The following is a 22,678-nucleotide window of genomic DNA, read 5'->3' as shown; positions in this document are numbered from 1 at the left end:
CCCAGCAGGCCCCCTCGAACCACCAGGACCGCCCCGCCGCTTCCCGCAACACGCCCCCGGCGCGCCCCGCCCCCGACGGCTGGAGCGCACACCCGCGCCCGACCACCCAGCCGCCCACCGCCCGGAACACCGTGCCGCCCCCCCACCGCGAGACGCCACCCCGCCCCGCCCCCGCGCACCCCTCCGGCCGCCCGGCACCAGAAGCGACCCCCGACCGACCGCTTCACCCCGCCCCGCCCACGAACGCAGCACCCCGCCCAGCGGCGTCCCCGAACATCCCACCCCACCCCACCGCCTCCACGAACGCAGCACCTCGCCCCGCCGCACCCGCAACCACCTCCCCGCAAACCCCCTCCGCTCCCCGCGAAGACCTGGACTTCCCACCCCCCACCCAGCCCATCCCCCCACGCCCCACCACATCCCCCAAATCCCCCCGCCCCGGCACCACCAGAAACACCACACCCCCCGCCGCACCCCCCCTGCCCCAGCCGCCCCCCGCCACAAACCCCTCCCCCCAGCCCCCTCTCCCACCCCCCTCCACCACCCCCCACCCCGACCCCTCCCTCTCCTGGTCCGCCACCCCCTCCCCCCGCCCCTACATCACCTTCGCCGAACCCGAAGGCTACAAAGACGCCCCCGAGGAACCGGTCCTCAAGGGCCGTATCCTCGCCGCAGCCGTCTGCCTCGTTCTGGGACTCGGGCTCATCGGCGGTGCCATCACCGGGAGTTGGCTGATCGACGACCCGGCCGGGGCTAAGAGGGGGACGTACGCCGCCGCAGGCGCGCTGTGGCACAGCGTCCCCGTCGCCCAGCTCTTCCCCACGACCGTCGACGGACAGGGCGCAGGCCCCGGCGGAGCCGACCGCACCTGGACCCGCATCGCCGTCGCCCCGGACACCGGCTGCGAGAACGCCTTCGACCCCCTGCTGGCGCAGGTCCTGCAACCCGCCGGCTGCGAACGCCTCCTGCGCGCCACGTACATCGACGCGACACAGAGCTACGTCACCACCGTCGGACTCCTGTTCACGAAGGCCGGCGCGACGCAGATGCAGACGCTGAAGGACCGGTTCGCCAAGGAGGGCCTCGCCAGCCGGACCGACCTCCTGCCCCGCCCGTACGCCGCCCCCGGCACCCTCGCCGCCGGCTTCGGGGAGAAACAGCGCGCCTCGTGGACGGTGTCCGTCCTCACCGACGCCCCGGTGATCGTCTTCGCCGTCTCCGGCTGGGCCGACGGCCGTACGGTCGACCCCCCGCAGCCCGCCGCCCAGGCCACGGCGACCGGCGCGACGACACCCCCGGCCCAGTCCGGCCTCGGCAACGAGGCCCAGGGCCTGGCCGACCGCATCGAACGAGCCCTCCGCAAAGCAGCCGCCCCCACGCCGGAGCAGCCGTCATGACCACCAGCCCCCAGAACGGAGCAGCCGCCACGCCCCGCCACCCGCACGCCGAAGCACCCGCCAAGACGAGCCGTCACCTCCCCGCCGAAGCAGCCACCACGCCCCGCCACCCGCACGGCAAAGCACCCGACACGACCCGTCACCTCCCCGCCGGAGCGCCCGCCACGCCCCGCCACCCGCACGACGGAGCAACAACCAAGCCCCGCCGCCCCCACGACAAAACTCCCACCACCCCCCCCCGCCCCCGCACCCCCCACAGAGCCGCCGCCCTAGCCTCCCTCCTCGCCGCCGCCCTCGCCCTCGCCCCCCCGACCACCGCCTACGCCGACGGCATACGCGCCCAGCAATGGGCCCTCGAAGCGATGCACACGCAGCAGGCCTGGGCGACGACCAAGGGCGCCGGCATCACCGTCGCGGTCCTGGACACCGGTGTCGAGGCCGGCCACCCGGACCTGGAGGGCAACGTTCTGACCGGCAAGGACCTGGTCGGGTTCGGCGCGGTCGAGGGGCAGCGGGCCTGGGCCCGGCACGGGACGGCGATGGCGGGGATCATCGCGGGCCACGGACACGGGTACGGCGGCGACGACGGAGTCATGGGCATCGCCCCGGAGGCGAAGATCCTGCCCGTACGGGTCATCCTGGAGGACGGCGACCCGGCCCGCGCCAGGGCCCGCGACACCCGCGGCAACGCCCTCGCGGAGGGCATTCGCTGGGCCGCCGACCACGGCGCCGACGTCATCAACCTCTCCCTCGGCGACGACTCCGCCTCCGCCCACCCCGAGCCCGCCGAGGACGAGGCCGTGCAGTACGCGCTGAAGAAGGGCGCGGTCGTCGTCGCCTCCGCGGGCAACGGCGGCGAGAAGGGCGACCACATCTCGTACCCGGCGGCCTACCCGGGCGTCATCGCCGCGACCGCCGTCGACCGGTACGGCACCCGCGCCTCGTTCTCCACCCGCCGCTGGTACGCCACGGTCAGCGCCCCGGGCATGGACGTCGTCATCGCCGACCCCGACCACAAGTACTACGAGGGCTGGGGCACCAGCGCCGCCTCGGCGTTCGTCTCCGGCGCCGTCGCCCTGGTCAAGTCCGCCCACCCGGGCCTGACCCCGGCCCAGATCAAGCGCCTGCTGGAGACCACGGCCCGCGACGCCCCGGCCGGCGGCCGCGACGACTCCCGCGGCTACGGCTTCGTCGACCCCGCCGCCGCCATCAAGGCCGCCGCGAAACTGAAGCCGGAGGGCCTGACGACCCAGTCGTACGGCAGCCAGTACTTCGGCGCGGGCCCCACCGAGGAGAAGAACGACACCGGCACCTCCGACTGGGCCGGCCTCCTGGCGGGCGGGGCCGGGGGAGTCCTGCTGGTGGCCGCCGTCATCCTGTGGCGGGGGCGCAGGAAAAGCTACTGAGGCGTGTCCGCGAACGCCCCCACCGCCGCCCGCGCCGCCTCCTCCACCAGCGACACCCCGGCCGCCTGCGTGGCGTTCCCGTCCGACAACACCGCGACCAGGTACGACGTACCGCCGGCCGTCACCCGCCCGATGCTGTTGATGTCCCACAGCCCGGTCGTGCTGCGCGCCAGCCACCCGTTCTTCAGCGCCCACCGACCCGCGTCCGCCGCCGCCGAGACACCCCACTGCTGATCACCGGCGATCTGCCCCATCAGCCCCTGCGCATACGCCCGCGAGGCATCGCTCAGCGCGGACCCCGATTCGCCGAACACCTGCTTCAGCAGGGCGAGTTGATCGGCGGCGGTGGTCTGCGTCAGCCCCCACAGCGGACCGGCGCCGCCTTGCGTCGACGTCAGCCCCAGCCGCTTGTTCGCCGCGCCGAGCCCGGCCGCCTGCCCGATCGCGTTCCACAGCGCCGTCGCCGAGTCGTTGTCGCTGTTCTCGATCATCGCCGTCGCGTACGTCTTCTCCTGCGCGGTCAGCTGCCGCCCCGCGTCCTGCGCCTGGAGCAGCAGCGCGGCCAGGATGTCGACCTTCACGATGCTCGCCGTGTCGTACGCGTCCGTCCCGTACACCGCGCTGTCGCCGGACCCCAGATCCAGCACGGCGACCGACACCGCCGCCCCGGCCGGCACGCTCACCTTCCCCATCGCCGTCTTCAGCAGCGCCGCGTAATCGGTCCTCGCCTGCGCGACCGGTTCCGATGACTCCACCGACGACGCCCCTTTGCTGCTGGCCGAGCTGTGCGCCGCCGACGATACGGCGTCATGGTGCTTCTTCACATAAGCGGTCCCCGCCGCCGTACCGCCGAGGACGGCGACCAGGGCGAGGACGGGCGGCAGCAGGCGCCGGCGCGAGCGGCGGGCGCGGTGAGGGCGGGCGGCTCTGGGGGACTCCATCCGGCGATGGTGGGAGCGGCGGCTGTGGAGACTTTGGGACGGGGGTGAGAGGACTGTCAGGGGAGGATGAGAAAACCGTGAACAGGGGAGGCGGGCCATCCTGGACGAAGCCTCGCCGCCCGCCCCGGACGCACCCGCGCGCCCCCGATAAAGTCGAGGCCGTGGCGAACAAGAACATCCCCGACCCCGGCTTCTCCGACGACGACGGCTCGGCCGACCCCGCTCTCGCGGCGGCCCTGGCCGCCTGGTCGGCGGACCGCACCGCGCTCACCCCGGTCCTGGCCGCGCTGAAGGGCGCCCGCCTCCTCGTCCCGGTGGTGGCGGTGCTGGGCGAGGTCGAGGAGGACGGGAACGGGCTGCGCCGCGAGAAGACCAGCGACATGGCCGTACCCACCCTGAAGGCGGGCCCCCGTACCGCGCTCCCGGCGTTCACGTCGACGCAGTCCCTGGCCCGCTGGGACCCCGAGGCCCGGCCGGTGGCCGTCCCCCTGCACCAGGCCCTCCAGGCGGCGGCCCACGAAAAGGCGGACACGCTGCTCCTGGACCTGGCGGGCCCGGTCCCCTTCGAACTGACGGGCCCGGCGCTCCTCGCCCTCGCGGAGGGCCGCACGACGACGGACCCGCTGGAGGACCCGGCGGTCCTGGCGGCGGTACGCGCGGCGGTCGCGGGGGAGCAGGGGGTGCTGCGGGCGTACGTGGGCCCGGGGGAGTCGGACGGCACGCTGGCGCTGGTGCTGGACGGGTCGGCGGCGCCGGGGGAGACGGCGCGGCGGATCGCCGAGCGGCTGGCGGCGGACGAGACGCTGCGGGCGAGGCTCGTGCGCGGCCTGGACCTGGCGCTGCTGCCGCAGGGGGCGACGCCGCCGGGCAGGCCGCTCTTCTAGCCGTAGACGGGCCCGGTGTACTTCTCCCCAGGCCCCTTCCCCACCTCGTCCGGCACCAACGAAGCCTCGCGGAATGCCAGTTGGAGCGACTTCAGCCCGTCCTTCAGCGGCGCCGCGTGGAACGAGCTGATCTCGGTGGCGGACCCGTCCAGCAGTCCGGCCAGCGCGGTGATCAGCTTCCGGGCCTCGTCCAGGTCCTTGAACTTGTCCCCCTCCTCCGTGAGCCCGAGCTTCACGGCGGCGGCGCTCATGAGGTTCACGGCGACCGTGACGATGACCTCGACGGCGGGCACCTCGGCGATGTCACGGGTCATGGCGTCGAAGTCTGCGGAATCTGAAGAAGAAGAGGGGGTCTCACTCATGCGGGACACGATAGGCGCCGCCGCCCCGGCGTCGTACGGCAACCCGGATTGGCCAGTACTGGCGCGGACTGCTAATCTCGGGTAACGACCGGTCGGACACCCCTGTGCCCGGCCCACAAGTGGAGGCTTCGAACTCCCACCCGACCACCCTCGTAGGCGGCGGGTCACCGGTCAGACGCAGCGGCCCGCGAGGCTGCCGCGTCCGATGTGTACGCCCCGCGATCTCCGCGGCGGTGTTCCGGTAGTTCGAGGAACCCGCGTGTGATCGTTCGGGGCATTTTTTCTGCTTCGGCGTGGTTGAAGGTCTTAAACGACACAGACGTTACGCGAGCGCTCAAGCCAGAGAGCCGCGTGGTGCAACCGAGGAGGACTCATCAGCGCCGAGCCCCGCATCAACGACCGGATTCGCGTTCCCGAGGTGCGACTTGTCGGTCCCAGTGGCGAGCAGGTGGGCATCGTCCCCCTGGCCAAGGCACTGGAGCTTGCCCAGGAGTACGACCTGGACCTGGTCGAGGTCGCGGCGAACGCCCGCCCGCCGGTCTGCAAGCTCATGGACTACGGGAAGTTCAAGTACGAGTCGGCCATGAAGGCCCGTGAGGCGCGCAAGAACCAGGCGCACACGGTCATCAAGGAGATGAAGCTCCGGCCGAAGATCGACCCGCACGACTACGACACCAAGAAGGGTCACGTCGTCCGGTTCCTCAAGCAGGGCGACAAGGTCAAGATCACGATCATGTTCCGCGGCCGTGAGCAGTCCCGTCCGGAGCTGGGCTACCGCCTGCTCCAGCGGCTCGCGGAGGACGTCCAGGAGCTCGGCTTCATCGAGTCGAACCCCAAGCAGGACGGCCGGAACATGATCATGGTCCTCGGTCCGCACAAGAAGAAGACCGAGGCGATGGCCGAGGCCCGGCAGGCGCAGGAGGCCCGCAAGGCCGAGGCGAAGGCCAACCCCGGCCGCTCGCAGAACGCCGCCGACGCCGACGCTGTGAACGCCGAGGGGTACGACGACGAGACCGACGAGGTCACCGAAGCCGCCGAAGTCCCTGCCGAGGCTCCCGCCGAGGCGTGATCCACGGGCCCACCAGGTCCACTGGATCGAACCGATAGAAGAGCGACGCTCCACCCCGTGCCCGGTTTCACGACCGGGCACCGGAGCGCCACCGACGAGGAGAGAACGGCGCTATGCCGAAGAACAAGTCGCACAGCGGTGCCAGCAAGCGCTTCAAGATCACCGGCTCCGGCAAGGTGCTCCGTGAGCGCGCCGGCAAGCGCCACCTGCTTGAGCACAAGTCGTCCCGCGTGACGCGTCGCCTCACCGGCAACGCCGAGATGGCCCCGGGCGACGCCGCGAAGATCAAGAAGCTTCTCGGCAAGTGACGTACCCGGCCGCTCAGGCTCCCGCGAGCCGCTGAGCGCCGTACGTCGACACCGGGACCCAATCGATACCGGGCCGTGTGAGTCTCAACCACGGCCCCGCTACAAGGAGTTAACAAGTGGCACGCGTCAAGCGGGCAGTCAACGCCCACAAGAAGCGCCGGGCGATCCTCGAGGCGGCCTCCGGCTACCGCGGTCAGCGCTCGCGCCTGTACCGCAAGGCCAAGGAGCAGGTCACCCACTCGCTGGTCTACAACTACAACGACCGCAAGAAGCGCAAGGGCGACTTCCGGCAGCTGTGGATCCAGCGCATCAACGCCGCCGCCCGCGCCAACGGCATCACGTACAACCGCTTCATCCAGGGTCTGAAGGCCGCGAACGTCGAGGTCGACCGCAAGATCCTGGCCGAGCTGGCCGTGAACGACGCGAACGCCTTCGCCGCGCTCGTCGAGGTCGCGCAGAAGGCCCTCCCGGCCGACGTGAACGCGCCCAAGGCTGCGTGAACCCGGGCTCAGGCCTGACTGTACGGACCCGCGGGTTTACCTGCGGGTCCGTTGTGTTGATGTGATCCGAAAGAGAGCCCCCATGTCCCCCGGCCCCGCCGACCTCATCTCCCCCCGCTCCCCCCGCGTCTTTGCCGCCCGGCGGCTCGCGCGGCGGAACTTCCGGGGGAAGGAGCGGCTGTTTCTCGCCGAGGGGCCGCAGGCCGTGCGGGAGGCCGCCGGGCACCGGGACACGCTCGTCGAGCTGTTCGCGACGGCCGAGGCCGCCGAGCGGTACGCCGACGTCGTGGACGGGGCCCACGCCGCCGGGGTCCGGGTCCACCTCGCCGACGAGCAGGTCATCGCCGACATCTCCACCACCGTCACCCCCCAGGGCCTGGTCGGGATCTGCCGGTTCCTCGACACCCCCTTCGCCGACGTCCTCGCCGCCCGGCCGAAGCTGGTCGCCGTGCTCGCGCACGTCCGTGACCCCGGGAACGCCGGGACCGTCCTGCGCTGCGCGGACGCCGCCGGCGCCGACGCCGTCGTCCTCACCGACGCCTCCGTCGACCTGTACAACCCCAAGGCCGTGCGCGCCTCGGTCGGGTCGCTGTTCCATCTGCCGGTCGCCGTCGGGGTGCCCGTCGAGGAGGCCGTGGCCGGGCTGAAGGGCGCCGGCGTGCGGATTCTCGCAGCGGACGGGGCCGGCGCGGACGACCTCGACGACGAGCTGGACAAGGGGACCATGGGCGGGCCGACCGCCTGGGTGTTCGGCAACGAGGCGTGGGGGCTGCCGCAGGAGACGCGGGCGCTCGCCGACGCCGTCGTCCGCGTCCCGATCCACGGAATGGCCGAAAGTCTGAACCTGGCCACCGCCGCGGCCGTATGTCTTTATGCGTCAGCCCGTGCACAGCGCGCCTCCGGAGGGTGCCGTTCCGTCACCGACAGCTAGTAGGGTGACGGGCTCGGGGGTCCTCGTTGGGAGGTGGGGTACGGGGATGAGTGCGGTCACGAGCGGTACGCCGGAGGCCCGACGGGCGTGGTGGCCGCCCGGAGTCGACCCCGACGAACTGCCCGACGGACTGGTCGTCGCCGACGAGTGCGGGCGGGTCGTCTGCTTCAACGCCGCCGCCGAACGCATCACGGACACCTCCGCCGCCGACGTCCTGGGCGAACCCCTCGACAAGGCGCTGCCATTAGAGGACCTCGAAGGCCGCCGCTGGTGGCAGCTCACCGACCCCTACGGCGGCCTCGCGATCCGCACCCGCCAGCCCGAACGCAATCTGCTGCTCCCCGGCGGCCGTGAGGTCCTCGTCTCCGCCCGCTACGTCCGTGACCACCCCACCGGACCCGTCGTACGCGTCGTCGTCTCGCTGCGCGACACCGAGGCCCGCCGGCGCACCGAGCGCTCGCACGCCGAGCTGATCGCGACCGTGGCCCATGAACTGCGCTCCCCCCTCACCTCCGTCAAAGGGTTCACGGCGACCCTGCTGGCCAAATGGGAGCGGTTCACCGACGACCAGAAGCGGCTGATGCTGGAGACCGTCGACGCCGACGCCGACCGCGTCACCCGCCTCATCGCCGAACTCCTCGACATCTCGCGCATCGACTCCGGGCGGCTCGAGGTCCGCCGCCAGCCCGTCGACATGGGCGCCGCCGTCGGCCGCCACATCCAGGCGTACGTCGCCGCGGGGCAGCCCGCCGACCGGTTCCTGCTGCGCATCCAGCAGCCGCTGCCCTCCCTGTGGGCCGACCCCGACAAGGTCGACCAGGTGCTGAGCAACCTCATCGAAAACGCGGTGCGCCACGGCGAGGGAACCGTCACGATAGACGTCACGTCCGCCGCGTCCCCCCGCGAAGGGGAGGACACCGGCACGTCGGTCACCGTGAGCGACGAGGGGGCGGGCATCCCGGAGGAGTCCATGAACCGCGTCTTCACCCGCTTCTGGCGGGGCAGCAAGCGCGGCGGCACAGGCCTCGGCCTCTACATCGTCAAGGGCATCGTCGAGGCCCACGGCGGGGTCATCACCGTCGGCCGAGCCCCCGAGGGCGGCGCCCAGTTCCGCTTCACGCTGCCCGTGGCGGCCCCGGCTTATCTGAGCTAGGGCCTGTCCGGCGGATCAGGCTGGAGGAAATAGACGGTATCTGCCCAGCTCACGCGAGCGGGGTCTGGTGCGTGCAGCTGCAAGGCGGAGGAGGGAGTTGACGCGGAGCGTCGGCGACCGACGACAACGCGGCAGATGTGCGTGCCAGGGCCCGCGACCCCAGCAAGATCCGCCGGACAGGCCCTAGGGGCCACTGCGGGCGCCTCCGCCCCTCCGTACCCCGTTAGACTCGGCCTTTGGCACCTTTGTGTCCCACGGAGCGCGCAGCGCCGGTCACGGGGATCTCCAAGCCAGCAACCGGAAGCACGGGAAGAGATGTCGGCACCGAATAAGTCGTACGACCCAGTAGAGGTCGAGGCGTTGAAACCGGAAGAAGTCGAGCGTATGCGGGACGAGGCGCTCGCCGCGTTCACCGCCGCCGGCTCTCTCGACGCGCTCCAGGAGGCCAAGGTCGCCCACACCGGCGGCGCCTCCCCGCTGGCGCTCGCCAACCGCGAGATCGGCGCCCTGCCCCCGCAGGCGAAGGCCGCCGCCGGAAAGCTCGTCGGCCAGGCCCGGGGCGCCGTCAACAAGGCCCTCGCCGCCCGCCAGGCCGAGCTGGAGGAGGAGCGTGACACGCGCGTCCTCGTCGAGGAGGCCGTCGACGTCACGCTGCCGTACGACCGCGTCCCGGCCGGCGCCCGCCACCCGCTGACGACGCTGTCGGAGCGCATCGAGGACGTCTTCGTCGCGATGGGCTACGAGGTCGCCGAGGGACCGCAGGTCGAGGCCGAGTGGTTCAACTTCGACGCCCTGAACATCGGGCCCGACCACCCCGCGCGCGGCGAGGCCGACACGTTCTTCGTGGCCGGACCCGAGGGCGGCACCGAGTCCGGCATGGTCCTGCGCACCCACACCTCGCCCGTGCAGATCCGCTCCCTGATGGACCGCGAACTGCCCGTGTACGTGATCTGCCCCGGCCGCGTGTACCGCACGGACGAACTGGACGCCACGCACACCCCGGTCTTCCACCAGGTCGAGCTGCTGGCCGTCGACGAGGGCCTGACCATGGCCGACCTCAAGGGCACCCTGGACCACATGGTCCAGTCCCTGTTCGGACCCGACATGAAGACCCGGCTGCGGCCCAACTTCTTCCCGTTCACCGAGCCGTCCGCCGAGATGGACATGGTGTGCTACGTCTGCAAGGGCGAGTCCGTCGGCAACCCCGACCGCCCCTGCCGCACCTGCTCCTCCGAGGGCTGGATCGAGCTGGGCGGCTGCGGCATGGTCAACCCCAAGGTGCTGACCGCCTGCGGCGTCGACCCGGAGAAGTACAGCGGGTTCGCCTTCGGGTTCGGGATCGAGCGGATGCTGATGTTCCGCCACAACGTCGAAGACATGCGAGACATGGTCGAGGGTGACATCCGTTTCACCCGGCCGTTCGGGACGGAGATCTGATGCGTATCCCGCTTTCCTGGCTGCGGGAGTACGTCGACCTCCCCGCCACCGAGACCGGCCGTGACGTCCAGGCCAAGCTGATCGCCGCGGGCCTTGAGGTGGAGACCGTCGAGCAGCTCGGCGACGGCCTCAAGGGCCCGCTCGTCGTCGGACAGGTCCGCACGATCGAGGAGCTGGAGGGCTTCAAGAAGCCGATCCGCTTCTGCACGGTCGACGTCGGCATCGCCAACGGCACGGGCGAGTTGCAGGAGATCGTCTGCGGCGCCCGCAACTTCGCCGTCGGCGACAAGGTCGTCGTGGTCCTGCCCGGCGCGGTCCTGCCCGGCGACTTCGCGATCGCCGCCCGCAAGACCTACGGCAAGACCTCGCACGGCATGATCTGCTCCGGCGACGAGCTGGGCATGGGCGACGACGGCACCAAGGGCATCATCGTCCTGCCGCCGGAGACCGAGGTCGGCAAGGACGCCATCGAGCTGCTCGAGCTGATCGACGAAGTCCTCGACATCGCCGTCACCCCCGACCGGGGCTACGCCCTCTCGCTGCGCGGCGTCGCCCGCGAGACCGCCACCGCCTACGGCCTCCCGCTGCGCGACCCGGCCCTGCTCGACGTGCCGGGCCCCAACGCGTACGGCTACCCGGTGCAGGTCGCCGACCCGTTCGGCTGCGACCGGTTCACCGCCCGCACGGTCACCGGGCTCGCCCCCGAGGCGCGCTCGCCGATCTGGCTGAAGCGCCGGCTCCAGAAGGCCGGCGTCCGCCCGATCTCCCTCGCGGTGGACGTCACCAACTACGTGATGATGGAGCTGGGCCAGCCCCTGCACGCCTACGACCGCACCCTGGTCCAGGGCACCATCGCCGTCCGGCGCGCCGAGGAGGGCGAGAAGCTCGTCACCCTCGACGCCGTCGAGCGCGCCCTGCACGCCGAGGACCTCGTCATCACCGACGAGCGCGGGCCGATCGGCCTCGCCGGGGTCATGGGCGGCGCCAACACGGAGATCGCCGACCACGAGGAGGGGCAGGGCACGACCGACGTCGTCATCGAGGCCGCCCACTTCGACGCCGTCTCCATCGCGCGCACCGCCCGCCGGCACAAGCTGTCCTCCGAGGCGTCCCGCCGCTTCGAGCGGGGCGTCGACCCGCTGGCCGCGTCCGCCGCCGCCCAGCGCGCGGTGGATCTCTTGGTCCTCCTCGCCGGGGGGACCGCCGAGGCGGGCGTCACCGAGGTCATCGCGCCCTCCGCGCCGCACACCATCGCGCTGCCCGCCGACCACCCCGACAAGGTCGCGGGCGTCGCCTACGGCCGCGAGACCGTCGTGCGCCGGCTCCAGCAGGTCGGCTGTGACGTGTACGGGCAGGACGAGCTGCTCGTCACGGTCCCGTCCTGGCGGCCCGACCTCGTCGCGCCGAACGATCTCGCCGAAGAGGTCATTCGTCTTGAGGGGTACGAGAACCTGCCCTCCACGCTGCCGAAGCCGCCCGCCGGGCGGGGGCTGACGGGGCGTCAGCGGCTGCACCGGCGGGTCGGGCGGGTGCTGGCCGGGGCCGGGTTCGTCGAGGCGCCGAACTATCCCTTCATCGGGGAGCAGGTCTTCGACCAGCTGCTGCTCGATGCCGGTGACTCCGCGCGGCGAGTGGTGCGGCTGACCAATCCGCTCAACGACGAGGAGCCCGCGCTGCGTACGTCGCTGCTGCCGGGGCTGCTCGGGGCGCTGCGGCGCAATGACGGGCGGGGGTCGCACGATCTCGCGCTGTTCGAGACGGGGCTGGTGTTCCAGCCGCGGGACGGGCAGGCCGTCGCGGAGGTGTTCTCCGTGGACCGGCGGCCCAGCGATGGGGAGTTGGCGTCTTTGGACGCGGCTCTTCCTGTGCAGCCGCGTCATGTCGCCGTCGTGCTCGCGGGGGCTCGTGAGCAGGCCGGGTGGTGGGGGAAGGGGCGTGCCGCCGACTGGGCCGACGCCGTCGAGGCCGGGCGGGCCGTCGCTCGTGAGGCCGGGGCGTCCGTCGTGGTGCGGCAGGGGCAGTACGGGCCCTGGCATCCCGGGCGGTGCGCCGAGTTCGTGGTGGTCGTCGACGGGGTCGAGCAAGTCGTCGGGCATGCCGGGGAGTTGCATCCTCGGGTCGTGAAGGCGTTCGGGCTTCCGGCGCGGACCTCCGCGATGGAGGTGGACCTTGATGCGCTGGAGGCGGTTGGCGTCGGTACGCCTCAGGCGCCGAGCATCTCCACGTTCCCTGTCGCTACGCAGGATGTCGCTCTTGTGGTCGACCAGTCTGTGCCGCATGCGGATGTCGAGGCGGCGTTGCGGGACGGGGCGGGGGCGTTGCTTGAGGCGATCCGGTTGTTCGATGTGTACGAGAACGTCGAGCAGTTGGGTGCGGGCAAGAAGTCGCTCGCTTATGCGTTGCGGTTCCGGGCGGTGGATCGGACGCTGACCGTGGATGAGGCTTCTGTCGCGCGGGATGCGGCGGTTGCTCTCGCGGGGGAGCGGACGGGGGCTGTGCTGCGGGGCTGATGTCTCGTCGCCGGGTGCGGGTGGACTGTGGCTGGTCGCGCAGTTCCCCGCGCCCCTGAGCGCGCTCCGCGCGCCCTTTAAGGGGCTGCGCCCCTTGACCCCCTTGCGCAGTTCCCCGCGCCCCTAAGCGCGCAGTTCCCCGCGCCCCTGTTTTGTGGCGTTCCCCGCAGCCTCCATCCTCATCCCACTCCGTCCGACCCCACCGCACTGTTCGAGGGGGAGCCGGCGGCGTCGGACGGAGACAGTTAAGTCAAGCCTCTCCCAAGGGAATTGGGGAGCGCGTGCGGGCCCCTTCCTCGGGCACTCTCTTCACACCCCGTGTGAACACCCCCGTACTACGCTGGCCCCACCGAGGTCACCGGGGGCACCCCATGCAGCCCAATACACTGCTCGACGCGATCCTTGACGAGGCGGGCATCTCGCACGCCGGGCTTGCGGCGCATGTCAACCATGCCGGTCGTGGACGGGGGTTGGCGTTGCGGTACGAGCACACCGCCGTCGCCCGCTGGCTCAAGGGGCAGCGGCCCCGGGGTCAAGTCCCCGATCTCATCTGCGAGGTGCTCGCGGGACGGCTGCAACGGCCGGTCACGCTCGATGACATCGGACTCGGGGTGCCCGGCGAGCCCAGCGGGACGCACGCCACCTCCCTCTCCGGGTTCGTCGAGCGGGCCACCGCGCTGTGGCGCTCCGACGAACAGCAGCGGCCCCACATACTGGGCGCGCCTGCGGTGACCGGTACCCCCGCGGTGATGCCGGTGTGGGAGTGGGAGAACCCGCCGGAGGACGTCGACGTCTCGCGGGGCGGGCGGCATCGGGTGACGGCGGGGGACGTCGAGATGCTGCGGGCCGCGCGCACGCACTACGAGCAGATGTACCGCAAGGCGGGCGGGGTGGCGACCCGCAGCAGGATCGTCGGGTTCCTGAACGCGGAGACCGCGCCGCTGCTGCGGGGCGGCTACACGGACGCGATGGGACGCCAACTGCACCGGGCGACCGGCGGGTTGGTGGCCGTCGCGGGGATCTGCGCCTACGACTCCGACGCCCACGGACTCGCCCAGCGCTACTTCCACCAGGCCCTGCGGCTGGCAAAGGCCAGCGGGGACCGGGGACTTGGCGCGTACGTCATCGCGCTCCTCGTCAACCAGGCGCTGTTCATGCGGGAGTTCCGGCAGGCGGTCGCGTTCGCGGAGGCGGCGCTGCGGACGGCGGACACCCACATCACCCCGGCCCTCGCCTCGGATCTGTACGCGATGCAGGCCAAGGCGTACGCGCACCTGGGCGACGGCAGCAGCGCGCTGTCCTGCATCCGGCGCGCGGAGAAGGCCGCCGACCGTATCCGGCGCGGGCACGAACCCGATGAGACGGGCTATGTCCAGCCGGGTCTGGTCAACGTCCAGGTGGCGGAGGCGCTGCTCAGCCTCGGGGACATCGCGGCGGCGGCGGAGCACGCGGCGGCGGCCGTGGACACTCCGGCGCACGACCGGGGCAGAGTGCACCGGCTCGCGATGCTCAGCACGATCGAGCTGCGCCAGGGCCACGCGGACAAAGCGGTGGTCACCGCCGTGGAGATGGCCGAGCAGGCGCGCGGCATGGAGTCCCAGCGGCTGCGGGACCGGCTGCGGGCGGTGCGCGAGCACCTCGTACGCAGCGGCGGCGCGGGGACGGCCGAGGCGGCCGAACTGATCGACGGCGCGCTGCGCGTGCCCTTGTAAGAAGCTGTTCCGGAAGCGGAATGGGCCGGCGCCGGCGGGGAAACCGCACAGGCACAGCGCTGCCCCTGATCTTCTGCGCCCGTACGTCACTGCTGCGATATTGCCCCTTACCCGACGGAAGGTGGCAGAACCGTGCAGTGGACGAAAAAAAACGAACAAGCTGTGTATGAAAACCGGTGGTTCAGCGTCAATCTCGCGGACGTCGAACTGCCGGACGGCCGGCACCTGGACCACTTCCTGATCCGGCTGCGTCCGGTCGCCGTCGCCACGGTCGTCAACGCCGAGAACGAGGTGCTGCTCCTGTGGCGGCACCGTTTCATCACCGACAGCTGGGGGTGGGAGCTGGCCGCCGGAGTCGTCGAGGACGGGGAGGACATCGCGCGGGCCGCCGCGCGGGAACTGGAGGAAGAGACCGGCTGGCGGCCGGGGACCCTGCATCACCTCATGACGGTGGAGCCGTCCAACGGCCTCACCGACGCCCGGCATCACATCTACTGGTCGGACGAGGGCGAGTACACCGGACACCCCGTGGACGACTTCGAGTCGGACCGCCGGGAGTGGGTGCCGCTCAAGCTCGTCCCGGACATGATCGCCCGTGGTGAGGTCCCGGCCGCCAACATGGCGGCGGCCTTGCTGCTGCTGTGCCATCTCCGCCTGGGATGAACGGGTACCCGGACGGGTCTAGGCCCGGCCGAGCGCCTGCCAGACGGTCACCACCAGGGCGCCGATCGCGGTGATCGCCGCGATCGAGGGGAGCGGCCAGCGGCTGTGTTCGAGGGTGACGATCCGGGGCTTCAGCTCGTCGATCTCCTTGGCGGTCTCCTCGGTTCGATGGGTCAGCAGGGCGAAGCCGCCCTCGACGCGGGCGTATGCCACATCGAGGCGTCGGCGTAACTCTGCGAGTTCTTCCGTGTTCTTGGGATGCTCCGGACCGGCGGTCACTGTCCGCTCCTTTCCCTGGGGGGCTCTCTAGCGGAATGCCGTCCCTTGTATGCGCAGGACGAGTGAACTCGCCTGGTGGGCGCGGGGGGAGAGTGTGCGGCGTGCATATGCGTGCCAGCCGCGCACACGGTGTGTGAACGGCGCGGGCCCGGCGCGGGGAAGAGCGCCGGGCCCGTACACGTGACGTCGCGTAATCAGCGGCGGTCAGTAGGTGTAGAAACCCGCCCCCGACTTACGGCCCAGCCGTCCCGCGTCCACCATGCGCTGGAGCAGCGGGGGAGCGGCGTAGAGGGGTTCTTTGTATTCGTCATACATGCTGTGGGCCACCGATACGACCGTGTCCAGGCCGATCAGGTCCGCCAGCTTCAGCGGGCCCATCGGGTGGGCGCAGCCCAGTTCCATGCCGTTGTCGATGTCCTCGCGGCTCGCGATGCCGGTCTCGAACATCCGGATCGCGGACAGCAGATAGGGGATCAGCAGCGCGTTGACGACGAACCCGGAGCGGTCCTGGGCCTTGATCGCGTGCTTGCCGAGCAGCTTCTCGGCGAACAGCTCGGCGCGGCTGACCGTGCCCTGCGAGGTGGTCAGCGCCGGGATCAGCTCGACGAGCCGCTGCACCGGGGCCGGGTTGAAGAAGTGGATGCCGATGACGTGGTCCGGGCGCGAGGTCGCGACGGCCAGCTTCACCAGCGGGATCGAGGAGGTGTTGGAGGCGAGGATCGCGTCCGGGCGGGTCACGACCTGGTCCAGGACCTGGAAGATCTCCGTCTTCACCTGCTCGTTCTCGACGACCGCCTCGATCACCAGGTCACGGTCGGCGAACTCGCCGAGGTCGGTCGTGAAAGAGAGCCGCGCCTGTGTCTCGTCCCGCTCCGCCTCGCTGATCTTGCCGCGTTCGGCGGCCTTGGCCAGGGAGTTCAGCAGCCGGGTCCGGCCGAACTCCAGGGCCTCGCCGGTGGTCTCGGCGACCTTGACGTCGAGACCGGCGCGCGCGCAGACCTCGGCGATCCCCGCCCCCATCTGGCCACAGCCCACCACGCCGACGCGTGCGATGTCTCCCGCCGGGATGTCAGTCACATCGTCCCTTTCCCAGTAATTCTGCTCCGATCGTGCACGTTACTAGCAAGTATCGATGATCGATCGCCGGGGTCGGGCATGCTGAGCCCGGAGCGACCCGCGAACCGCTGCGGGTCCCGAGTGTGGGGGTTGTGCCTTGGCGTCACTCACCCGACGGACGTTCACCCTGGCCGCGCTGACGACGGCCCTGGCCGCGACGACCACCGCCGCCGACGCGGTCGGCCCCGAACTGCGCGCGCCCAGACCGGAGATGCGGGGCCTGTGGCTGGCCACCGTCGCCAACCGGGACTGGCCCTCCCGGTCCGGCATGAGCGCCGGGGCGCAGCACACCGAACTGACCGCCTGGCTCGACCTCGCCGTCCGCAGCCGCCTCAACGCCGTCATGCTCCAGGTCCGCCCCACCGCCGACGCGCTGTGGCCGTCCCCCTACGAGCCGTGGTCCAACGTCCTCACCGGTACCCAGGGCAAGAACCCCGGCTGGGACCCGCTGGGCACGGCCGTCAAGGAGGCCCACGCGCGCGGCCTCCAACTCCACGCCTGGTTCAACCCGTTCCGCATCGCCAACCACACCGACCTGACGAAACTCGTCCCCACCCACCCCGCCCGCAAGCACCCCGACTGGGTCGTCACCTACGGCGGACGCCTCTACTACGACCCCGGTCTGCCGGCCGTCCGCGGCTTCGTCCAGACCGCGATCCTGGACGCCGTCCGCAAGTACCCGCTGGACGCCGTGCACTTCGACGACTACTTCTACCCCTACCCGGTCGCCGGGCAGACCTTCGACGACGACGCCGCGTACGACCGCTACGGCGGCGGCTTCGGCAGCCGGGCGGCCTGGCGGCGCGACAACATCGACAAGCTGATCCGCGAGACGGCGGCCGGCATCAAGAAGCTGCGCCCCGGCACCCAGTTCGGCGTCAGCCCCTTCGGCGTCTGGCGCAACCGCACGACCGACCCGCTCGGCTCGGACACGAAGGCGGCCCAGTCGTACGACGACAACTTCGCGGACACCCGCAAGTGGGTGCGGCAGGGGTGGATCGACTACATCGTCCCGCAGCTGTACTGGAACATCGGGTACGCGGCGGCGGACTACGCCAAGCTCGCGGCCTGGTGGGCGGAGGTCGCGAAGGGCAGCCGTACCAAGCTGTACCTCGGAGAGGCGCTGTACAAGGCCGGGGATCCGGCGCAGCCCGCCGCGTGGCAGGAGGTGGGGGAGCTGTCCAGGCACCTGACGGTCGCCGGGCGGCGGGCCGAGGTGCGGGGGCATGTGTTCTTCGCGGGGAAGGATCTGGCGGCGGACCGGATCGGGGGGTACGCGAAGGTGCTGGCGGATCACTACAAGAAGCCGGTGGAAGCGCCGCGTTGAGGTTTCGCTGGGTCTTGGGCTCGCGGATTCTCGGGCCCGCGGATGCTGAGGGCGGCCCGGTGTCTCTCGGGCCGCCCTCGGCCTCAGCGCTCTCCCTCGTGCCGGACCACGCAGTCCGGCCCGGGGGACATGATCGCCTCGTGACCGTCGGGGAAGCGGACCCGGTAGGGAGGTTCGCCCGCCGGGCCGAGCACCTCGACGACCTCGGACACCTGGTCGTGCAGACCGACCGACCTGCCGTGCTGGACGAGCCGGTCGCCCACGGACGCGTGCATCTGGGCCTCCTCTGCCGGAGTGGTCCTTCGGTTCGAGTCTAGGGCCTGTCCGGCGGATCCTGCTGGGGTCGCGGGCCCTGGCACGCACTCCCCCAAGCTCTTCGAGCAGGGGGTACCCCCAGGCGTTGTCGTCGGTTGCCGACGTCCCCCAGCCTTCGGCCGGGAGGTGCCCCCACCGCGTCGCCCGCCGCGGCAGCGGCAGATGTCAGCGTCTCCTCCGCCTTGCAGCTGCACGCACCAGACCCCGCTCGCGCAAGCCGGTCAGACGCCGTTCGCTGTCGGCCAGCCTGATCCGCCGGACAGACCCTGGAGCGGCTCAGCCGCGGGCGCGTTGGGTGACGGTGATGCAGACCAGGACCGCGACGGCCGTCAGCGGGGCCGCCGGGGACAGGTGCTCGCCGAGCAGCAGCACCGACCACACCAGCGTGAGCAGCGGCTGGGCGAGCTGCACCTGGCTGGCCTTGGGGACGCCGATCGCCGCCATCCCCCGGTACCAGACCACCAGCCCCAGGAACTGCGACACCACCGAGACCCACAGCACCCCGACGACCCCGTGCACGCCGAAATGCACACCCTCGTACGACAGCGCCACCACCGCCCCCGGCACGGCCACCGGCAGACACAGCACCAGCGCCCACCCGACGACCTGCCACCCCGGCATCTCCTTCGCCAGCCGCCCGCCCTCGGTGTACCCGGCGGCGCACGTCACCAGCGCCCCGAACAGATACAGGTCGGCCCCGCTCAGCGCCCCGCCGCTCTGCTGCACGGTGAACGCCCCGACGGCCACCGCCCCGGCGAGCGCCGCACCCCAGAACGCCCGCCCCGGCCGGGCCCCCAGCCGCAGCGCCGAGAACACGGCCGTCGTCAGCGGCAGCAGCCCGACGACGACGGCGGCGTGCGCGGTGGAGGAGGTGCGCAGGGCGAGCGTCGAGAGGAGCGGGAACCCGACGACGACCCCGCCGGCGACGACCGCGATCCCGGCCCAGTGCCGCCGCTCGGGGAGGGGGACGCGCAGCGCCAGCAGACAGCCGCCGGCGACGACCGCCGCGAGGACGCACCGGATCGCGACGAGCGACCAGGGGCCGAAGCTTTCCAGGCCCCAGGCGGTGGAGGGGAAGGTGAGGGAGAAGGCGATGACGCCGAGGAGGGCTTGGAGGGTGCCGAGGCGGGGGGAGAGGCCGGGGCTGCGCTCGGGCTGAGTGCGGGGGCCGTCCACCGCTATCGGCCCGCGTTCAGTAGCGCTACTCTGTGCTTTCATGCACGAGCGTAGCAGCGTCACCGAACTGGCAGAAACCCTCCGACGGGACCTGAACCGCTACTCACCCGGCGGAAAGCTCCCCTCCAGCCGCGCCCTCGTGGACCGCTTCCACGTCAGCCCCGTCACCGTCTCCCGCGCCTTGGCCCAGCTCGCCGCAGAGGGCCTGGTGATCACCCGCCCCGGCGCCGGCGCCTACAAGGCCGATCCCCGGACGACGCTCCCGGCGGCCGGCGACACCTCGTGGCAGGAGGTCGCGCTGAGCGCGGACGGCGCCGCCGACCTCGTCCCCCGCTCCGTCGACGCCTCCGGCGTGACCGTCTCGCTGGCGGTGCCGCCGCCCGGGGTGATCGAGTTCAACGGGGGCTATCTGCACCCGTCGCTCCAGCCCGAGCGGGCGATGTCGGCGGCGCTGGCCAGGGCCGCGCGGCGGCCGGGGGCGTGGGGGAGGCCGCCGCTGGAGGGGCTGCCGGAGCTGCGGGAGTGGTTCGCGCGCGGACTCGGGGTCTCGGCGGCGGAGGTCCTGATCGGCGCGGGCGGCCAGGCGGCCCTGACGACGGCCCTGCGCGCGCTCGCTCCGCCGGGCGCGCCGGTCCTGGTCGAGTCGCCGACCTACCCCGGCATGCTGGCGATCGCCCGCGCGGCGGGTCTGCGGCCGGTGCCGGTGCCGGTGGACCCCGAGGGGGTGCGGCCCGCGCTGCTGGCCGACGCGTTCAAGGCGACCGGCGCGCGTGTCTTCGTCTGCCAGCCGCTGTTCCAGAACCCGACGGGTGCGGTGCTGGCGCCGGGCCGCCGTGCGGAGGTGCTGCGGATCGCCCGCGCGGCCGGGGCGTTCGTGGTCGAGGACGACTTCGTACGCCGCCTCGTGCACGCCGACTCCGGCCCGCTGCCGCGTCCGCTGATCGCGGAGGACCAGGACGGGGTCGTCGTCCACGTCGCCTCGCTGACCAAGGCGACGTCGCCGAGCTTCCGGGTCTCCGCCCTGGTCGCCCGGGGCCCCGCGCTCCAACGCCTGCGCGCGATCCAGATCGTCGACAGCTTCTTCGTCCCCCGTCCTTTGCAGGAGGCGGCGCTGGAACTCCTCGGCTCACCGGCCTGGACGCGTCATCTGCGGGCGCTGGCGGTGGAGTTGAAGGGGAGGAGGGACACGATGACGGCGGCTCTGGCCCTGGACCTACCGGACCTGACGCTCCCTCACATCCCGTCCGGGGGCTATCACTTGTGGCTGCGGCTGCCGGACACGGTGGCCGAGGGGGAGCTGACGGGGGCGGCACTGCGGGCGGGGGTGGCGTTGACGCCGGGGGCACCGTACTTCAGCGCGGAACCTCCGGCGCCGCATATGAGGCTGAGCTTCGCGGCGGTGGCGGGGGCGGAGGAGATCGGGGAGGGGGTGCGGAGGCTGCGGGGGGCGTATGGGGAGGTGAGGGGGGTTCGGTGAGGTGGGGGTGTGGGGGGAGGTGGGGGTGTGCGGGGAGGTGGGGTGCGGGGGCTCGGTGAGGTGGGGTGCCTGGGGAGGTGGGTTGGCGGGTGCGGCTGCGTCGTGGCTGGTCGCGCAGTTCCCCGCGCCCCTGAATGGGCGCTGCGCGCCCATCCTCGGGTCCCGCTCGAGCCGTTCCGAAGCCCGGAGCGCTGTCGCGCCCGCGTGGCGAGGCTGGTCGGCTTGGCTGCGCTGGTCGGCTGGTCGGCTGGTCGGCTGGTCGGCTGGTCGGCTTGGCCGCGCCGGTCAGCCCGTCCCGCCCGCCGTCCCGCCTGTCCCGCCCGCTCCGGTCCGGCCGTCCCGCCCGCTCCGCCCGCCGTCCCGCCCGCTCCGTGAAACCGGTTCGACTCCCCCCACCCCCTCCTGCGAGTCTCCCTCCATGAGCGACACGACCGACGTGACCGGCGCGCACGCCGTCCCTCCCCTCGTCGAGGGCTATGAGTTCTCCGCCGACCCCGCCCGCATCGACGCCGCCCGCGTCCACCGCTGGCTGTCCACCGACGCCTACTGGGCCCTCGGCCGCCCCCGTGAGAAGCAGGACCAGGCGATCGCCGGGTCCCTCAACTTCGGGGTGTACGAGGAGAGTTCGGGCGAGCAGGTGGCGTACGCGCGCATCGTCACCGACCGGGCGACGTTCGCGTGGCTGTGCGACGTGTACGTCGCCCCCAACGCCCGGGGCAAGGGCATCGGAACGGCGTTCGTGGCAGCCGTACGGGACTGGCTGGAGCCGCTGGGCCTACGCAGGATGCTGCTCGCGACGCACGATGCGCAGGGGGTCTACGAGAAGATCGGCTTCGCCCCGCTGGACCGGCCGGACCGGTGGATGGCGCTGTATTTCGACACGAAGCCGCTGCCGGAGCCGGGGGGTAGGACGGCGTGAGGTGAGGTGGTTTCCTGGCCGGAAGCCGGAAGCCGGAAGCCGGAAGCCGGAAGCCGGAAGCCGGAAGCCGGAAGCCGGAAGCCGGAAGCCGGGGGGCGATGAGTCGACTCCGGCGGGCCGCGCCCCGATAGGGGCGCGGGGAACTGCGCGACAAGCCACGACGGCGCAGCAGACGGACGACGACCCGTCACGGCCCCTCCAGGGAACCGCCCCCCTCCAGGAAACCACCCCCCTCCAGCGAAGCGCCCCGTACATAACCAGTACTCAGCACAAGCGACTTGGCCGGTCCCCCCACCCTCCACACCACCCGCCACCGATCCACCCCCAGCACCGAGAACTCCCCCCGGTACAGATCCGCCGCACACGGATGCTCAGCCACGTACACCCCACCCCGCAGATCCAGTTCATGAAACGCCCGCCCGTCCCCGAACCGGACATCCGCCGTCCCCGCCACCACCCCCGGCAGAAACCGCAACGTCCGCTCGGCCGGCCGCGCCACCCCCTCCCACGTGAACACCCCGGATTCCGCATGCAGCAACCCACCCCCGGAAAGCGGCCGGAACACAGTGGTCCCGAGGAACTCCCCCTCCGCCCCGCTAGCGAGATCCCGCACGGACCGCCGCACCCGCCACTCCCCGGCGAGATACGCCAGCACATCCGGAACCGGCCAGAACTCCTCCATCCCGGCGCCTCCCTTCTCCCAGGGAGATCCCCAGGTTCCTGTGCGAACCATTGACGCTGATCGACCCCCTCCCTATGTTGCCGTTCGAAGTGCTGACCATTGTCCGACATATCG

22 protein-coding genes are annotated in these 22,678 nt (G+C 71.9%); 15 read left to right on the top strand and 7 right to left on the bottom strand.

Annotated elements, in window-relative coordinates; translation table 11 throughout:
* The first annotated feature begins 131 nt into the window (after positions 1 to 131).
* Together ACYUD3_RS29665 and mycP are read left to right on the top strand one after the other, a co-directional pair.
* Complete coding sequence (locus ACYUD3_RS29665; protein ID WP_470976315.1) at positions 132 to 1,397, top strand: hypothetical protein; 1,266 nt, start codon at positions 132 to 134, stop codon at positions 1,395 to 1,397.
* Complete coding sequence (gene mycP / locus ACYUD3_RS29660; RefSeq protein WP_470976313.1) at positions 1,394 to 2,803, top strand: type VII secretion-associated serine protease mycosin; 1,410 nt, start codon at positions 1,394 to 1,396, stop codon at positions 2,801 to 2,803. The genes ACYUD3_RS29665 and mycP overlap by 4 nt, the downstream gene beginning before the upstream one ends.
* Here mycP and ACYUD3_RS29655 read toward each other — a convergent pair.
* Positions 2,797 to 3,744: a serine hydrolase gene (locus tag ACYUD3_RS29655; RefSeq protein WP_470976311.1), complete on the bottom strand. Its 948-nt coding sequence runs from the start codon at positions 3,742 to 3,744 to the stop codon at positions 2,797 to 2,799. The two genes, mycP and ACYUD3_RS29655, sit on opposite strands and share 7 nt — an antisense overlap.
* Before the next feature lie 161 nt (positions 3,745 to 3,905).
* On the opposite strand from ACYUD3_RS29655, the gene ACYUD3_RS29650 reads away from it, so the two are divergent.
* Complete coding sequence (locus tag ACYUD3_RS29650) at positions 3,906 to 4,628, top strand: SseB family protein (protein ID WP_470976308.1); 723 nt, start codon at positions 3,906 to 3,908, stop codon at positions 4,626 to 4,628.
* On the opposite strand, the gene ACYUD3_RS29645 is transcribed toward ACYUD3_RS29650, so the two are convergent.
* Positions 4,625 to 4,990, bottom strand: a complete 366-nt coding sequence (locus ACYUD3_RS29645) for a DUF1844 domain-containing protein (RefSeq protein WP_470976306.1) — start codon at positions 4,988 to 4,990, stop codon at positions 4,625 to 4,627. The genes ACYUD3_RS29650 and ACYUD3_RS29645 overlap by 4 nt on opposite strands.
* A 373-nt stretch (positions 4,991 to 5,363) precedes the next feature.
* Between ACYUD3_RS29645 and infC the strand changes: the two genes are divergently transcribed.
* The 9 genes from infC (at position 5,364) to ACYUD3_RS29600 (ending at position 15,273) form a co-directional block, all read left to right on the top strand.
* Positions 5,364 to 6,059, top strand: coding sequence for a translation initiation factor IF-3 (gene infC / locus ACYUD3_RS29640; protein ID WP_470976356.1), 696 nt, complete (start codon positions 5,364 to 5,366; stop codon positions 6,057 to 6,059).
* Between the two features lie 113 nt (positions 6,060 to 6,172).
* Positions 6,173 to 6,367 (top strand): 50S ribosomal protein L35, encoded by a 195-nt coding sequence (gene rpmI, locus ACYUD3_RS29635; RefSeq protein ID WP_003977225.1) that lies wholly within the window; start codon positions 6,173 to 6,175, stop codon positions 6,365 to 6,367.
* Between the two features lie 116 nt (positions 6,368 to 6,483).
* A complete protein-coding gene (rplT, locus tag ACYUD3_RS29630; protein ID WP_010350261.1) occupies positions 6,484 to 6,867 on the top strand; it encodes a 50S ribosomal protein L20 in 384 nt (127 codons plus the stop codon).
* An 82-nt stretch (positions 6,868 to 6,949) separates the two neighbouring features.
* Positions 6,950 to 7,798 (top strand): TrmH family RNA methyltransferase, encoded by an 849-nt coding sequence (locus tag ACYUD3_RS29625; protein WP_470976303.1) that lies wholly within the window; start codon positions 6,950 to 6,952, stop codon positions 7,796 to 7,798.
* A 46-nt stretch (positions 7,799 to 7,844) separates the two neighbouring features.
* On the top strand, positions 7,845 to 8,951 hold the full coding sequence (locus ACYUD3_RS29620) for a sensor histidine kinase (protein ID WP_470976300.1): 1,107 nt from the start codon (positions 7,845 to 7,847) through the stop codon (positions 8,949 to 8,951).
* Between the two features lie 315 nt (positions 8,952 to 9,266).
* Positions 9,267 to 10,388, top strand: coding sequence for a phenylalanine--tRNA ligase subunit alpha (gene pheS, locus ACYUD3_RS29615; RefSeq protein WP_470976297.1), 1,122 nt, complete (start codon positions 9,267 to 9,269; stop codon positions 10,386 to 10,388).
* The gene (pheT, locus tag ACYUD3_RS29610) at positions 10,388 to 12,898 is read left to right on the top strand and encodes a phenylalanine--tRNA ligase subunit beta (protein ID WP_470976293.1); all 2,511 of its coding nucleotides are present in this window, start codon (positions 10,388 to 10,390) and stop codon (positions 12,896 to 12,898) included. The genes pheS and pheT overlap by 1 nt, the downstream gene beginning before the upstream one ends.
* A gap of 371 nt (positions 12,899 to 13,269) precedes the next feature.
* Complete coding sequence (locus ACYUD3_RS29605) at positions 13,270 to 14,610, top strand: transcriptional regulator (protein WP_470976290.1); 1,341 nt, start codon at positions 13,270 to 13,272, stop codon at positions 14,608 to 14,610.
* Between the two features lie 132 nt (positions 14,611 to 14,742).
* Positions 14,743 to 15,273 carry an NUDIX hydrolase gene (locus tag ACYUD3_RS29600; protein WP_470976287.1) on the top strand — a complete coding sequence of 177 codons (531 nt, stop codon included), beginning with the start codon at positions 14,743 to 14,745 and terminating at the stop codon, positions 15,271 to 15,273.
* A gap of 18 nt (positions 15,274 to 15,291) precedes the next feature.
* Here ACYUD3_RS29600 and ACYUD3_RS29595 read toward each other — a convergent pair whose 3' ends face one another.
* Positions 15,292 to 15,552 carry a hypothetical protein gene (locus ACYUD3_RS29595; RefSeq protein ID WP_470976284.1) on the bottom strand — a complete coding sequence of 87 codons (261 nt, stop codon included), beginning with the start codon at positions 15,550 to 15,552 and terminating at the stop codon, positions 15,292 to 15,294.
* 204 nt (positions 15,553 to 15,756) lie between these two features.
* Positions 15,757 to 16,629 carry a 3-hydroxybutyryl-CoA dehydrogenase gene (locus ACYUD3_RS29590; protein ID WP_470976282.1) on the bottom strand — a complete coding sequence of 291 codons (873 nt, stop codon included), beginning with the start codon at positions 16,627 to 16,629 and terminating at the stop codon, positions 15,757 to 15,759.
* A gap of 136 nt (positions 16,630 to 16,765) precedes the next feature.
* Here ACYUD3_RS29590 and ACYUD3_RS29585 point away from each other — a divergent pair, with 136 nt between their 5' ends.
* Positions 16,766 to 17,995, top strand: coding sequence for a glycoside hydrolase family 10-like protein (locus ACYUD3_RS29585; RefSeq protein WP_470976280.1), 1,230 nt, complete (start codon positions 16,766 to 16,768; stop codon positions 17,993 to 17,995).
* 83 nt (positions 17,996 to 18,078) lie between these two features.
* Here the strand turns inward: ACYUD3_RS29585 and ACYUD3_RS29580 are convergent, their stop codons facing one another.
* Together ACYUD3_RS29580 and ACYUD3_RS29575 are read right to left on the bottom strand one after the other, a co-directional pair.
* Positions 18,079 to 18,270 (bottom strand): DUF1918 domain-containing protein, encoded by a 192-nt coding sequence (locus tag ACYUD3_RS29580; protein ID WP_470976278.1) that lies wholly within the window; start codon positions 18,268 to 18,270, stop codon positions 18,079 to 18,081.
* Positions 18,271 to 18,586: 316 nt separating this feature from the next.
* On the bottom strand, positions 18,587 to 19,528 hold the full coding sequence (locus tag ACYUD3_RS29575; RefSeq protein WP_470976276.1) for a DMT family transporter: 942 nt from the start codon (positions 19,526 to 19,528) through the stop codon (positions 18,587 to 18,589).
* Between ACYUD3_RS29575 and ACYUD3_RS29570 the strand changes: the two genes are divergently transcribed.
* A complete protein-coding gene (locus tag ACYUD3_RS29570; protein ID WP_470976272.1) occupies positions 19,527 to 20,963 on the top strand; it encodes an aminotransferase-like domain-containing protein in 1,437 nt (478 codons plus the stop codon). The two genes, ACYUD3_RS29575 and ACYUD3_RS29570, sit on opposite strands and share 2 nt — an antisense overlap.
* Before the next feature lie 418 nt (positions 20,964 to 21,381).
* Positions 21,382 to 21,882 (top strand): GNAT family N-acetyltransferase, encoded by a 501-nt coding sequence (locus ACYUD3_RS29565; protein ID WP_470976269.1) that lies wholly within the window; start codon positions 21,382 to 21,384, stop codon positions 21,880 to 21,882.
* A 187-nt stretch (positions 21,883 to 22,069) separates the two neighbouring features.
* Here the strand turns inward: ACYUD3_RS29565 and ACYUD3_RS29560 are convergent, their stop codons facing one another.
* Entirely contained in the window at positions 22,070 to 22,564 is a 495-nt protein-coding gene (locus ACYUD3_RS29560; RefSeq protein ID WP_470976266.1) for a DUF6314 family protein, read from the bottom strand.
* Positions 22,565 to 22,678: the final 114 nt, after the last annotated feature.

The organism is Streptomyces sp. AMJ-169 (genome assembly GCF_055597585.1).
This window is presented reverse-complemented; position numbering and strand designations above follow the sequence as displayed.